The organism is Klebsiella sp. 141198, assembly GCF_050600785.1.
GTDB classification, from domain to species: domain Bacteria; phylum Pseudomonadota; class Gammaproteobacteria; order Enterobacterales; family Enterobacteriaceae; genus Klebsiella; species Klebsiella aerogenes.
Window position 1 is genome coordinate 85,361 of sequence record NZ_JAQIRM010000009.1, and the last position, 13,626, is coordinate 98,986.

At 55.0% G+C, this 13,626-nt stretch carries 11 protein-coding genes; 7 read left to right on the plus strand and 4 right to left on the minus strand.

Annotation, left to right across the window (positions count from 1 at the left end):
• Positions 1-3: 3 nt before the first annotated feature.
• Together viaA and ravA are read right to left on the minus strand one after the other, a co-directional pair.
• Positions 4-1,452 (minus strand): ATPase RavA stimulator ViaA, encoded by a 1,449-nt coding sequence (gene viaA, locus PGR10_RS24050; RefSeq protein ID WP_015703920.1) that lies wholly within the window; start codon positions 1,450-1,452, stop codon positions 4-6.
• A complete protein-coding gene (gene ravA / locus PGR10_RS24055; RefSeq protein ID WP_430924230.1) occupies positions 1,449-2,948 on the minus strand; it encodes an ATPase RavA in 1,500 nt (499 codons plus the stop codon). The genes viaA and ravA overlap by 4 nt, the downstream gene beginning before the upstream one ends.
• A gap of 217 nt (positions 2,949-3,165) precedes the next feature.
• Between ravA and kup the strand changes: the two genes are divergently transcribed.
• From kup to rbsR, 7 genes are all read left to right on the plus strand, one after another.
• Complete coding sequence (kup, locus tag PGR10_RS24060) at positions 3,166-5,034, plus strand: low affinity potassium transporter Kup (RefSeq protein ID WP_015368994.1); 1,869 nt, start codon at positions 3,166-3,168, stop codon at positions 5,032-5,034.
• A gap of 186 nt (positions 5,035-5,220) precedes the next feature.
• On the plus strand, positions 5,221-5,640 hold the full coding sequence (gene rbsD / locus PGR10_RS24065; protein ID WP_087858858.1) for a D-ribose pyranase: 420 nt from the start codon (positions 5,221-5,223) through the stop codon (positions 5,638-5,640).
• A gap of 10 nt (positions 5,641-5,650) precedes the next feature.
• Positions 5,651-7,156, plus strand: a complete 1,506-nt coding sequence (gene rbsA, locus PGR10_RS24070) for a ribose ABC transporter ATP-binding protein RbsA (RefSeq protein WP_430924232.1) — start codon at positions 5,651-5,653, stop codon at positions 7,154-7,156.
• 5 nt (positions 7,157-7,161) lie between these two features.
• Positions 7,162-8,127: a ribose ABC transporter permease gene (gene rbsC / locus PGR10_RS24075; protein WP_015368991.1), complete on the plus strand. Its 966-nt coding sequence runs from the start codon at positions 7,162-7,164 to the stop codon at positions 8,125-8,127.
• Between the two features lie 27 nt (positions 8,128-8,154).
• Positions 8,155-9,045, plus strand: a complete 891-nt coding sequence (gene rbsB / locus PGR10_RS24080) for a ribose ABC transporter substrate-binding protein RbsB (protein ID WP_015368990.1) — start codon at positions 8,155-8,157, stop codon at positions 9,043-9,045.
• A gap of 98 nt (positions 9,046-9,143) precedes the next feature.
• Positions 9,144-10,076, plus strand: a complete 933-nt coding sequence (gene rbsK / locus PGR10_RS24085) for a ribokinase (RefSeq protein WP_430924233.1) — start codon at positions 9,144-9,146, stop codon at positions 10,074-10,076.
• 3 nt (positions 10,077-10,079) lie between these two features.
• Entirely contained in the window at positions 10,080-11,072 is a 993-nt protein-coding gene (gene rbsR, locus PGR10_RS24090) for a ribose operon transcriptional repressor RbsR (RefSeq protein ID WP_411325282.1), read from the plus strand.
• Here the strand turns inward: rbsR and mdtD are convergent.
• Positions 11,069-12,466: a multidrug transporter subunit MdtD gene (gene mdtD / locus PGR10_RS24095; protein WP_430924235.1), complete on the minus strand. Its 1,398-nt coding sequence runs from the start codon at positions 12,464-12,466 to the stop codon at positions 11,069-11,071. The genes rbsR and mdtD overlap by 4 nt on opposite strands.
• Before the next feature lie 13 nt (positions 12,467-12,479).
• A complete protein-coding gene (locus PGR10_RS24100; protein ID WP_087858855.1) occupies positions 12,480-13,181 on the minus strand; it encodes a FadR/GntR family transcriptional regulator in 702 nt (233 codons plus the stop codon).
• Between the last annotated feature and the right edge of the window lie 445 nt (positions 13,182-13,626).

Below are 13,626 nucleotides of genomic sequence, written 5' to 3' on the forward strand. Positions count from 1 at the left end.
AGATTAACGCCGCCAGCGACGCAACAGGCGGCTACGCAATCCGGTATCAAAGCGCCAGATATGATCGAAGATGCGCATGATGCCGGGTTTGCCGTGTACCGACATCGCCACCGCGTGAAAACGGTGCTGATGTTTGTGCTGCAACTCCCCCACCTTATTGACCACTTCATCCGGCAACCGCTGGGCGATAAAATCGGAAATCACCACCGCATCGGCATCGACCCATTGCGGGCTTTGCAAACGTTCAACGATCGCGCGAAAACAGCTGGCCAGATCGGTGCCGCCGCGAAAACGCTGGCTTAAAAAACGGATCGCCTGTTCAAGCCCCTGCGGGCCGGTTAGCTCGTAGTGCACCACTTCGCTGGAGAACAGCATGATGTAGCAGCGACGGTTATCCGCCAGCGCGACGCGCATCAGCGCCAGACAAAAGGCTTTAGCGCATTGCTCGTTAAAGCCGCCCATCGAACCTGAGGTATCTACGCAGACAATAAATGGCCCCCGCGGCTGCTCATCAAAATCCTGCCGGGTTACCGGGCGTTCGGTTATTTTCTCCCGCCATGCGTCGCCGTGCAGGCGATAGGTTAACAACTGTTTTTCCACCAGCTTACGGTAGAACTCGAACTCCAGTTCGGTGATGCCGAGCGTTGCCAACTCTGGCGGCAACAGACGTAGAATATCGTCGCTTTGCTGCAGGCCATCGACCTGCTCTGGTACCGTTGCCGGTTCACGAACCATCGCGCGGAAGGTCTCCATCGGCGCATCTTTCTTCGGCACCAGTTTGGCTTCCCGCGATCTGCCCAACTGCTCAGCAAGCTGCATCAGTTCCGGCTGTTGGCTGAGAAAATCGCCATAGCGCACGATCAGCTGATAATCGCCACGTTTAAGCTCGCCGGCGCTCATATCCCACAGGCGGCCGGCGGCGTTGTCGTTTTCCACCAGCACCGGCTCTAGCTGCCCGCTGAGCGTCATTCGTTCCTGCACCTCGCTGAGCAGCTGATCGCGCTCATCGTCTAATAGGTGCTGGTTGAGGGTGGTGGTCTGTACCACGAGGCTTAAGCGCCAGCGTTGTAAGAACAGAGTATGTAGCGCTGGGGTGAAGGTCGCGTTATCGTCCACCAGCTGCTGCGCCTGAGCGGCAAAGGGCGACTGTAGCTTATGCAGCTTGCCGAGGATCTGCGGCAGTTGCACAATAAATTGCGACGTTGAAAGCAGCTGAGCCTGCTGATAGATCTGCACTTCGGCGTCCAGTTCGGGAGGGATTTGCGTCTCTTTGAGCCGGGCGCGAACCGCTTCTCGCCAGCGCGGAATATCGGCGGCGATGATATTTTTCAGCCGCGGAAATTTTTCAAAGAACACCGCCAGTTGAGGAGAGGCCAGCAGCGCCAGCAGCATCTCCTCGATCATCCCTTCTTCGCTGACCGCCAGCATGACATTCAGCATGTCGAGCGTCATGGCTGGCGCGCCTGTTTAATTTGCGCGCCGACGTCCTGCAGGCTGGCTTCGATACGCCCCAGCCAGTCGCCGGGAATAAACAGGCATTTTTGCTGTTCGCTAAAGCGGTTATGTTGCTGGTGCCACTCGTCATCCAGCGCTTCCAGCTGCTGGCGGATCTCGGCTGGCATATTTTCCTGAGATTCGCTGCCGGGCAGCGACAGGCGCGAGCCTTGCAGGCTGACGTCGCGCACCACCAGGTGCTGGCTGGCATCGACATCTATCGTCAATGGCTGGGCAAAACCGATGCCGTTGAGCTTGCCGCGGATCTCGCCGCCTTTCTCCAGCCAGTTGGCCAGCGCTTCGCGTTCAAAGGTGATATGAATGACTTCGAGATCGTGCAATTTCAGCGGTTGCTGGAGAAGCAGCGTCAACGTCTCGCCTTCAATTCCGTCCGGCAGTTCATAATGCGGCTTACGGCTGAACATGCCGCCCACGCGCGTGACTTTAAGCGCGGTTTTATCGCTGTGCTGCTGCTGGATTTGAATACGGCGTTGGATGATAGCGCCCAGTTTAGTCAGCATCGCCTGCTGGCCCCAGGCATGGCTGGTCATCAGGGATTCCAACTGCTGCGACATCAGATTCATGCTTTCGATGTTATGCCACAGGCAATCTTTCAGCAGGATCAGGTCGATCGGCGCGATGGCGTCGCGGCCGCTAAAGAAGGCGCTGGCCTGCAGCAGACGGATGGCTTTTTTCCAGCGGCGATCGGAAACGTAAGGCGCATTAGGCAAGGCATCTAATTGTTGGCGCAGCTGGAAAACCAGCTCGAAGACATTGTCCGGCAACTTCACGGTACCAATATCGTGCTGCCACTGGGTGAACTCTTCGGTGCTGATTTGCAGGTTTTCGGGAACCGGATTGCTGTTTTCATCCTGCTGGCTGACCAGCATCGAGCGGAAGTTAGTTTTATCTTGTACTTTATCCAGCCACAGGCGGATCAGCATGCGGTCATATAAGGCTTCGAGGCTGTTATCCGCTTCGGGAAGTTCGTTCGACGCCGCAACCAGCAGGCGCATCGGGATTTTCTCTTCATGGGCGCCGTTGCGGAAGTGGCGTTCGTTGATGGCCGTCAGCAGGGTATTAAGGATAGCCGGGCCGGCTTTCCAGATTTCATCCAGGAAGACGATTTCCGCCTCTGGCAGATAGCCTGCCGTTAAACGCTCATAGCGCCCTTCATCTTTGAGCGCCTGAATCGACAGCGGGCCGAAAACTTCTTCCGGGGTGGAGAAGCGGGTCATCAGATATTCGAAAGCGCGCGCTTGCTTGAAAGCGAACTTAAGTCGGCGGGCTATGAGGCTTTTCGCGATGCCGGGTGGACCCAGCAGGAATACGCTCTCGCCGCTGAGCGCAGCCAGCAGGCACAGACGTATTGCGTGGCTGCGTTCAAAGAGTCCTTTTTCCAGGGTGGCGCTAAGTCGGGAAATTCTTTCTGCCAGTAAATGTGATTGAGCCATAATAGAGTTGCGTGCTTTGTCGTGTGTCGTTATTGCGTCGAGTATAGATGTTTGATTAGGGGTGGTAATAGCCTGAAGAATCGATTTATTTTCTTTGAGCTAAGTTAATATGGTGTCAGTTAGGGGTACGATTCAGCAAATAATCGTGCATACTGTGCGCTTTTTGTGGGCCAAGGGACTAGGCACACATTTGTTTTATAAACGAAAAGACTAGTCTATGAGCACTGATAATAAACAATCGTTGCCGGCAATAACGCTGGCGGCAATCGGCGTGGTTTACGGCGATATCGGTACCAGTCCACTGTATACTCTTCGCGAATGTCTGTCAGGCCAGTTTGGCTTTGGCGTTGAACGCGATGCGGTGTTTGGCTTTCTGTCGCTGATTTTCTGGCTGTTGATCTTTACCGTATCAATTAAATACATCACCTTCGTGATGCGGGCGGATAACGCCGGCGAGGGCGGGATCTTAACGCTGATGTCGCTGGCGGGGCGTAACACCTCGGCAAAGATGACCTCCGTGTTGGTGATCCTCGGCCTGATTGGCGGTAGCTTCTTCTATGGTGAAGTAGTAATAACCCCGGCAATATCGGTGATGTCGGCGATAGAGGGGTTGGAAATTATCGCCCCACAGCTGGATACCTGGATTGTCCCCATTTCCATTATTGTACTAACCCTGCTATTTGCTATTCAAAAACACGGTACCGGGATGGTCGGCAAGCTGTTCGCGCCAATTATGCTGATCTGGTTCCTGTTGCTGGCGGTGCTTGGCGCGCGCAGTATCCTCGATAACCCGGAAGTTCTGCAGGCGCTTAACCCTTACTGGGCGGTACATTTCTTCCTGCAGTACAAAACGGTATCCTTTATTGCGCTTGGCGCGGTGGTGCTGTCGATTACCGGTGTGGAAGCGCTGTATGCCGATATGGGCCACTTCGGCAAACTACCGATTCGCGTGGCGTGGTTCTCGGTGGTGCTGCCATCACTGGTGCTTAACTATTTTGGCCAGGGCGCGCTGCTGCTGAAGCACCCGGAAGCCATTAAAAACCCGTTCTTCCTGCTGGCGCCGGAATGGGCGCTGATCCCGATGCTGATTATCGCGACCCTGGCGACGGTTATCGCCTCGCAGGCGGTGATTTCCGGGGTCTTCTCGCTGACTCGCCAGGCCGTGCGTCTGGGCTATCTGTCGCCAATGCGCATTATCCATACTTCGGAAATGGAGTCCGGGCAGATTTACATCCCGTTCATTAACTGGCTGCTGTACGTTTCTGTGGTCATCGTCATTGTCAGCTTCGAGCACTCTTCTAATCTGGCGGCGGCATACGGTATTGCGGTAACGGGCACCATGGTGTTGACCTCCATTCTGTCGGCGACCGTGGCGCGCAAAAACTGGCACTGGAATAAGCTGTTTGTCGGCCTGATGCTGGTGGCCTTCCTCTGTATCGATATTCCGCTGTTCTCGGCGAACCTCGATAAAATCGTCTCCGGCGGTTGGTTGCCGTTATCACTGGGCCTGGTGATGTTTACGGTGATGACCACCTGGAAGAGCGAGCGTTTCCGCCTGCTGCGCCGGATGCATGAGCATGGCAACTCGCTGGAAGCGATGATCTCCTCGCTGGAAAAATCGCCGCCGGTGCGCGTGCCGGGTACCGCGGTCTATATGTCTCGCGCCCTGAACGTGATCCCTTTTGCTCTACTGCATAACCTGAAACACAACAAGGTGTTGCATGAACGCGTAATCCTGCTGACTCTGCGCACCGAAGATGCCCCGTATGTGCATAACGTTCGCCGCGTGCAGATTGAGCAACTGTCGCCGTCGTTCTGGCGCGTCGTGGCAAGCTATGGCTGGCGTGAAACGCCGAACGTCGAAGAGGTGTTCCATCGCTGCGGCCTGGAAGGGTTGAGCTGTCGAATGATGGAAACGTCATTCTTTATGTCCCACGAGTCGCTGATTATCGGCAAACGGCCATGGTATCTGCGCCTGCGCGGCAAACTGTATCTGTTGCTGCAGCGTAACGCTCTGCGCGCGCCGGATCAGTTTGAAATCCCGCCGAACCGGGTTATCGAACTCGGTACGCAGGTGGAAATCTGATGTTAAAAAGCCCTTCAATAACGAAGGGCTTTTTTGTCTCTCACATCTTGATGTAACTTCTTGTCCACGTCTTGCGAAACGTTTCGATGGCGATCACATTTCTCTCTTCTGCCGGTGGTTTTCTGTTCGCTGATTGACAATACTTAGTCCAGCGAAACGTTTCGCTAGTGGAGCAAAAGAGAAAAAATGAAAAAAGGCACCGTACTTAACGCTGATATTTCTTCCGTTATCTCCCGCCTCGGTCATACCGATACGCTGGTTGTTTGCGACGCCGGATTGCCGGTTCCCCGCAGCAGCGCGCGCATTGATATGGCGCTTACTCAGGGCGTACCTTCTTTTATGCAGGTACTGGAAGTCGTAACGACGGAAATGCAGGTTGAGGCGGCGGTCATCGCGGAAGAGATTAAAACCCATAATCCGCAACTCCACGCGACGTTGCTCAATCATCTTGAGCAGCTGCAGCAGCACCAGGGAAATACGATTGAAATTCGTTACACCAGTCATGAGCAGTTCAAAAAACAAACCGCAGATAGTCAGGCGGTAATTCGCAGCGGGGAGTGTTCCCCGTTTGCGAATATTATTCTCTGTGCTGGCGTCACTTTCTGAGGTCGCCGTCATGGAAGCTTTATTACAGCTGAAAGGGATCGATAAAGCGTTCCCTGGCGTCAAAGCGCTCTCGGGCGCGGCGCTGAATGTCTATGCCGGCCGGGTAATGGCGCTGGTAGGGGAAAATGGCGCCGGTAAATCTACGATGATGAAGGTACTGACCGGCATCTATACCCGTGATGGCGGTTCTTTGCTGTGGTTAGGTAAAGAAACGACCTTTAACGGCCCAAAATCCTCACAGGAAGCCGGTATCGGCATCATTCACCAGGAACTCAACCTGATCCCGCAATTAACGATTGCAGAAAACATCTTCCTTGGCCGCGAGTTCGTTAACCGCTTTGGCAAAATCGACTGGAAAAAGATGTATGCCGAAGCGGACAAGCTGCTGGCGAAGCTGAATTTACGCTTTAACAGCCAGAAGCTGGTGGGCGATCTTTCGATTGGCGATCAGCAAATGGTGGAAATCGCCAAAGTGCTGAGCTTCGAATCGAAGGTCATCATTATGGATGAGCCCACCGATGCCCTGACCGATACCGAGACCGAATCGCTGTTCCGCGTCATTCGCGAATTGAAATCGCAGGGGCGCGGCATTGTCTATATCTCTCACCGCATGAAAGAGATCTTCGAAATCTGCGATGACGTCACCGTATTCCGCGACGGGCAATTTATTGCCGAGCGCGAAGTGGCTTCGCTGGATGAAGACCGACTGATCGAGATGATGGTTGGCCGTAAGCTGGAAGATCAATATCCGCATCTCGATAAGGCGCCGGGCGCGGTCCGTCTGAAGGTCGATAATCTCTGCGGCTCCGGTGTGGAAAACGTGACGTTTACCCTGCGTCAGGGCGAAATCCTTGGCGTCGCTGGGCTGATGGGGGCCGGACGTACTGAACTGATGAAAGTGCTGTACGGCGCGCTGCCACGTAGCAGCGGTTCCGTGACGCTGGATGGCCATGAAGTTGTCACCCGTTCACCGCAGGATGGTCTGGCTAACGGCATTGTCTATATCTCCGAAGACCGTAAGCGTGATGGACTGGTGCTCGGAATGTCGGTCAAAGAGAACATGTCATTGACCGCGCTGCGCTACTTCAGCCGGGCGGGCGGCAGCCTTAAGCATAAAGATGAACAGCAGGCGGTCAGTGATTTCATTCGGCTGTTTAATGTGAAGACGCCTTCAATGGAGCAGGCAATAGGTCTGCTTTCCGGCGGTAACCAGCAAAAAGTCGCTATCGCTCGCGGGCTGATGACCCGGCCAAAAGTGCTGATCCTTGATGAACCAACCCGTGGCGTCGACGTCGGGGCGAAGAAAGAGATCTACCAGCTGATTAACCAGTTTAAAGCCGATGGCCTGAGCATCATTCTCGTCTCTTCGGAGATGCCGGAAGTGCTGGGCATGAGCGATCGCATCATTGTGATGCATGAAGGGCATCTCGGCGGTGAATTCACACGCGAGCAGGCCACCCAGGAAGTATTGATGGCTGCCGCTGTGGGCAAGCTTAACCGTGTGAATCAGGAGTAAAAAAGATGACTACCCAGGCTGTTACTGGTCGCCGCTATTTCACTAAAGCGTGGCTGATGGAGCAAAAGTCGCTGATCGCCCTGCTGGTGCTGATCGCGATCGTTTCGACCATGAGCCCCAACTTTTTTACCGTCAATAACCTGTTCAATATTCTGCAGCAGACTTCCGTTAACGCCATCATGGCGGTCGGGATGACGCTGGTCATTCTGACATCGGGAATCGACCTGTCCGTCGGTTCTCTGCTGGCATTGACCGGCGCCGTCGCGGCGTCTATCGTCGGTATCGAAGTGAATGCGCTGGTGGCCGTTGCCGCAGCGCTGGCGCTCGGTGCGGCTATTGGCGCGGTGACCGGGGTAATTGTCGCGAAAGGTCGCGTGCAGGCGTTTATCGCCACCCTGGTGATGATGCTGCTGCTGCGCGGCGTGACGATGGTTTATACCAACGGCAGCCCGATCAACACCGGCTTTAGCGATAACGCCGATCTATTTGGCTGGTTCGGTATCGGACGCCCGCTGGGGATCCCGACGCCGGTATGGATTATGGCGATTGTCTTCCTGGCGGCCTGGTACATGCTGCACCATACTCGCCTGGGCCGTTATATTTACGCGCTGGGCGGTAACGAAGCGGCGACGCGGCTTTCCGGCATCAGCGTGAATAGAGTGAAAATCATCGTCTATGCGCTGTGCGGGATGTTGGCTTCACTGGCCGGTATCATCGAAGTGGCGCGTCTTTCCTCTGCGCAGCCAACGGCGGGGACAGGCTATGAATTAGACGCGATTGCAGCGGTCGTACTTGGCGGCACCAGCCTGGCCGGTGGTAAGGGGCGCATCGTCGGCACGCTGATTGGCGCGTTGATCCTTGGCTTCCTGAACAATGGTCTGAACCTTTTAGGCGTTTCTTCCTATTACCAGATGATCGTCAAAGCGGTGGTGATTTTGCTGGCGGTACTGGTAGATAACAAAAAGCAGTAACTGAGAACTCTACAGGACATCTTAACTATGAATATGAAAAAACTGGCGACCCTGGTCTCTGCTGTTGCTCTAAGCGCGACCGTTAGCGCAAACGCGATGGCGAAAGATACCATCGCACTGGTTATCTCTACCCTGAATAACCCGTTCTTCGTTTCTCTGAAAGACGGCGCGCAGAAAGAAGCCGATAAGCTGGGTTACAACCTGGTGGTGCTGGATTCCCAAAATAACCCGGCAAAAGAGCTGGCGAACGTACAGGACTTAACGGTGCGCGGCGCTAAGCTGCTGCTAATTAACCCAACCGACTCCGATGCTGTCGGCAATGCGGTGAAGATGGCGAACCAGGCTAAAATCCCGGTCATTACCCTTGACCGCCAGGCTTCTAAAGGCGATGTGGTAAGCCATATTGCTTCCGATAACGTGCTGGGCGGTAAAATGGCCGGCGACTATATTGCGAAGAAAGTCGGCGAAAGCGCGAAAGTGATTGAGCTGCAAGGCATTGCAGGTACCTCTGCGGCGCGCGAGCGCGGCGAAGGTTTCAAACAGGCCGTGGCGGCGCATAAGTTCAACGTACTGGCCAGCCAGCCTGCTGACTTCGACCGTACTAAAGGTCTGAACGTGATGCAGAACCTGCTGACGGCGCATCCGGACGTGCAGGCGGTGTTTGCGCAGAACGACGAAATGGCGCTGGGCGCGCTGCGTGCGCTGCAGACTGCAGGAAAATCTGATGTGATGGTGGTTGGATTTGACGGCACTCCGGATGGCGAAAAAGCAGTAAATAGTGGCAAACTGGCAGCGACTATCGCCCAGTTGCCGGAGCAGATCGGCGTTAAAGGCGTCGAAACCGCGGATAAAGTGCTGAAGGGCGAAAAAGTGGATGCCAGCTATCCGGTTGAGCTGAAACTGGTCATTAAGCAGTAAAATGCGATTCGGGTCGGCAACGGCCCGAGGGACAACATAAAAAGAAAAGCAGGGCATGCGCCACCGGAGTCCGGTGGCGCGCTTTCCCGGGAATAAAGATGATGAAAACCGCAGGCAAACTTGTCGTCCTTGGCAGCATCAATGCCGATCACATTCTTAACCTTGAATCCTTCCCTACTCCAGGTGAGACCGTCACCGGAAACCACTATCAGGTCGCATTCGGCGGTAAAGGCGCTAACCAGGCGGTGGCTGCCGGGCGTAGCGGCGCGGATATTGCCTTCATTGCCTGTACCGGCGATGACGACATTGGCGAACGCGTCCGCCGCCAGCTGGAGAGCGATAATATCGACGTGGCCCCGGTGCGCGCCGTTGCTGGCGAATCTACCGGCGTCGCGTTAATTTTCGTTAACGCGGAAGGTGAGAATGTCATCGGTATTCATGCCGGCGCTAATGCGGCGCTATCGGTTTCTCAGGTAGAGGCGGAGAAAGAACGTATCACCAACGCGCAGGCATTGTTAATGCAGCTGGAGTCGCCGCTGGAGAGCGTGATGGCCGCCGCGAAAATCGCCCATCAGCATCAGACGACGGTGGTACTCAACCCCGCACCGGCGCGTGAACTTTCGGATGAGCTATTGGCGCTGGTGGATGTCATTACGCCCAATGAAACCGAAGCGGAAAAGCTGACCGGTATTCGCGTTGAGAGCGACGACGATGCCGCGAAAGCCGCCAGCGCGCTTCATGCGAAGGGAATTGGTACGGTGATGATTACTCTCGGCAGCCGCGGCGTATGGTTAAGCTGCGAGGGCGAAAGCCGCCGGGTTCCAGGATTTAAAGTTCAGGCCATCGATACGATTGCCGCTGGCGACACTTTTAATGGCGCATTTGTCACCGCGCTGCTGGAAGGCCGCGAAGTGTCAGACGCCATCCGTTTTGCCCATGCCGCCGCCGCGATTGCCGTCACCCGTAAGGGGGCGCAACCGTCTGTGCCGTGGCGCAAAGAGATCGACGAATTCTTGCGTCAACAGGGGTAATGCTTGGCTACCATGAAGGATGTGGCCCGCGTCGCGGGCGTTTCCACCTCGACCGTTTCTCACGTCATTAATAAAGACCGCTTTGTCAGCGAGGCGATTACCGCCAAAGTTGATGCGGCGATCAAAAGTCTTAACTACGCGCCTTCGGCGCTGGCGCGTAGCCTCAAGTTAAATCAGACGCGAACCATCGGCATGCTGATCACCGCCAGTACCAACCCGTTTTATTCGGAGCTGGTGCGCGGCGTGGAGCGTAGCTGTTTCGAGCGCGGTTACAGCCTGGTGCTATGTAATACCGAAGGCGATGAGCAGCGGATGAACCGCAATCTGGAAACGTTGATGCAAAAACGCGTCGATGGTCTGCTGCTGCTGTGCACCGAAACGCATCAACCTTCCCAGGAGATCATGCAGCGTTATCCGTCGGTGCCGACGGTGATGATGGATTGGGCGCCTTTCGACGGCGACAGCGATCTGATTCAGGATAATTCATTGCTCGGTGGCGATATGGCGACCCAGTATCTGATCGATCGCGGTCATACCCGTATTGCCTGCATTGCCGGGCCGCTGGATAAGACGCCGTCGCGACTGCGGCTGGAAGGTTATCATGCGGCGATGGCGCGCGCCGGGCTGAATGTCGCCGAAGGTTATGTCATTACCAGCGATTTTGAATTTGGCGGCGGTTTTACTGCGATGCAGCAACTGCTGGCGTTAACGCCACGGCCGCAGGCGGTATTTGTCGGTAATGATGCGATGGCGGTCGGTGCTTATCAGGCGCTGTATCAGGCCGGGTTGCGTATTCCACAGGATATGGCGCTGGTGGGGTATGACGATATTGAACTGGCGCGCTATATGACCCCGCCGCTCACCACCATTCATCAACCCAAAGATGAACTGGGGGAGCTGGCTATCGATGTGCTGATTCACCGCATGGCGGAACCTGGGCAAAAACAACAGCGCGTGCAGCTTACCCCCGAGCTAGTGATTCGCGGTTCAGCTTAATGCTTGTGCCGCTCCGTTATCAGGTTGCGGCCATCTTTGGCTCTGAGCAGCATAAACATCAACGCTGATACCACGGTGATCGCACCCATCGTGATAAAGGTATAGTGGAATTGTTCGATGGTGCTGGCGTTATCAAACCCTTCATAAAAGCGCAGGACCGCCGCGCTGATGGCCACGCCCAGGCTAATCGACAGCTGCTGGGTTACCGCGAGCAGGCTGTTGCCGCTGCTGGCATTGTCATCGGTTAAGTCGGCAAGCGTAATGGTGTTCATCGAGGTGAACTGCGTGGACATCGCCATCCCCAGTACAAATAGCGGCAGTAGTAGCAGCCAAAGCGGCATTCCCGGCGACTGCAGCGCAAACTGCGCGATCATCAGACCAATAAAGATGGTGACTCCCACCAATGTTTTGCGATAACCAAACCAGCGCAGGATCTGCGTGACGGTCGACTTGGCGATAATTGAGCCGATGGCCGTCGGCGCAATCATGCAGCCGGCGATAATGGCCGGGTAGCCGAAACCGACTTGTAGCATCAGCGGCATCAGGAACGGCACGCAGCCGGTACCTAACCGTGTCGCCAGGTTACCGGCGATTCCGACAGAGAAGGTATGGGTCTTAAATAGAGAGAGCGAAATCAGCGGAGTGGGATGGCGACGAGCATGTCGAATATAGGCCAGCATGAGCACGACGCTCAGGGCGATGACGGCCAGCGCCAGCCAGCTGGCGACAATTTTCTCGCCAAAGAGCTCAATACCGCTGGAGAACAGCACCAGGCTTAAACCGAAAAGCACAAAACCGCTGGTGTCGAAACTACGGCGGGGCGTGGTGAAGTCCGGCATATATTTGCGGGCGTAGAGAATGCCGATGATGCCAATCGGGATATTAATCAAGAAAATCCAGTGCCAACTGGCCCAGGTAACTAACACGCCGCCAAGTACAGGACCGAGGATGGGGCCGACCAGTCCGGGCATGGTAACGAAGTTGAGTACCGGCAGCAGTTCGCTACGCGGATAGGCGCGTAACAGCGCCAGACGCGCAACCGGCATCATCATCGCGCCGCCGATCCCCTGGATAACGCGGAAGACAACCAATTCGGGAAGCGAAGTGGAAAGCGCGCAGGCGAGGGAGCCCAGGGTAAACAGGCTAACGGCAACGATAAAGACTTTGCGGGTGCCAAAGCGGTCAGCTAACCAGCCGCTCACCGGAATCAGCATCGCTACCGTCAGGGTGTAGCTGATAATGGCGGATTGCATCGCCAGCGGGGAGTGACCGAGGCTATGCGCAATCGCGGGAAGCGCGGTATTAAGAATAGTGGCGTCCAGCGCCTGCATAAAGAAAGCCATGGCCGCAATCCACGGCAGTCCGGCCATACTCAGCCCTTTCTTCCCGGTCATGCCATTTCCTTCTTTATTTACCTGTGTGGTTTGGGGTATTCAATAATGTCTGGCAGGCAAGCTGCGCGCGCGGACCGTCGCTTTCCTGAATGGCGTCAACAATAGCCTGGTGCAGATCGAGTTTAACGACTTCATTTTGCGTAATCGAGGTGAAATAGGTCTGATATACCGAATGGAATAATGACGCGAAAGAGGTGAGAAACGGATTGCCGCTCATCGCATAGATATGTTCATGCCAGGCCATATCAACTTCAATCCAGCGTTCGCGGATAAAATGCCTTTTTAGTTCGATCATTTCTTCCATTAGCGTATTGAGCTGCGCTTTCTGCTCGGAGGTGCCGGTTATCGCCGCCAGAAAACAGGCCTGAGGCTCCAGGCTGCTGCGCATCACCAGGAAATGGCTAACCACCTCGGCAAAATTATCTTCCGTCAGCCACCAGGCGAGCAGCTCTTTATCCAGAAAGTTCCAGCTGCTGCGCGCCAGAACGCGAGTACCGATACGCGGACGCGGAAGCAGCATGCCTTTAGCTGCCAGCGTTTTTACCGCTTCTCGCACTGCCGTCCGGCTCACGCCAAACTGTTCACCCAGTTCCATTTCACCAGGAAGGATGCTCTCTGGCGGATATTCGCCGGTGAGGATTTTTTGGGCGATCTTCTCCGCGATGACCCAGGAGATGTTTTTTTGTGCCGCCAGCTGCTGTGCGCTTATAGACATGAATGCCGTTCCTTTCTCTTTTCTACTTCATCAGTATGCCATCTGGCGGCTTGTTTCGGTGGTTAAAACAGCAAAAGGGCGTTTTTTTACGGTTTTAACACCGCCTTTGGCGAAAAAAGAGACGGTTGAAAAGTTTTTTGAAAACAGGGCTTGTCAACGTCTCAGAACTCCCTATAATGCGCCTCCACTGACACGGAACAACGGCAAGCAAGCCGCCGGGTCAGCAGGGTTTCAGCGGTAAATAACAACGCTGAAAACCGACAGAGAAAAGTGAAAATAAACGCTTGACTCTGAATGAGGAAAACGTAATATACGGGACCTCGCAACGGTGAGCTGAAAGCCGCGTTGCAACTGCTCTTTAACAATTTATCAGACAATCTGTGTGGGCACTCAAAGTGACATGGATTCTTAACGTCCTCGGACGAAAAATGAATACCAAGTCTCT

Excerpts from the sequence above, each read along its gene's own strand:
- rbsB (WP_015368990.1), top strand. The coding sequence starts at position 8,155 with ATGAATATGAAAAAACTGGCGACCCTGGTCTCTGCTGTTGCTCTAAGC.
- rbsK (WP_430924233.1), top strand. The coding sequence starts at position 9,144 with ATGATGAAAACCGCAGGCAAACTTGTCGTCCTTGGCAGCATCAATGCC.
- PGR10_RS24100 (WP_087858855.1), bottom strand. The coding sequence starts at position 13,181 with ATGTCTATAAGCGCACAGCAGCTGGCGGCACAAAAAAACATCTCCTGG.
- rbsD (WP_087858858.1), top strand. The coding sequence starts at position 5,221 with ATGAAAAAAGGCACCGTACTTAACGCTGATATTTCTTCCGTTATCTCC.
- ravA (WP_430924230.1), bottom strand. The coding sequence starts at position 2,948 with ATGGCTCAATCACATTTACTGGCAGAAAGAATTTCCCGACTTAGCGCC.
- viaA (WP_015703920.1), bottom strand. The coding sequence starts at position 1,452 with ATGACGCTCGACATGCTGAATGTCATGCTGGCGGTCAGCGAAGAAGGG.
- mdtD (WP_430924235.1), bottom strand. The coding sequence starts at position 12,466 with ATGACCGGGAAGAAAGGGCTGAGTATGGCCGGACTGCCGTGGATTGCG.
- rbsC (WP_015368991.1), top strand. The coding sequence starts at position 7,162 with ATGACTACCCAGGCTGTTACTGGTCGCCGCTATTTCACTAAAGCGTGG.
- kup (WP_015368994.1), top strand. The coding sequence starts at position 3,166 with ATGAGCACTGATAATAAACAATCGTTGCCGGCAATAACGCTGGCGGCA.
- rbsA (WP_430924232.1), top strand. The coding sequence starts at position 5,651 with ATGGAAGCTTTATTACAGCTGAAAGGGATCGATAAAGCGTTCCCTGGC.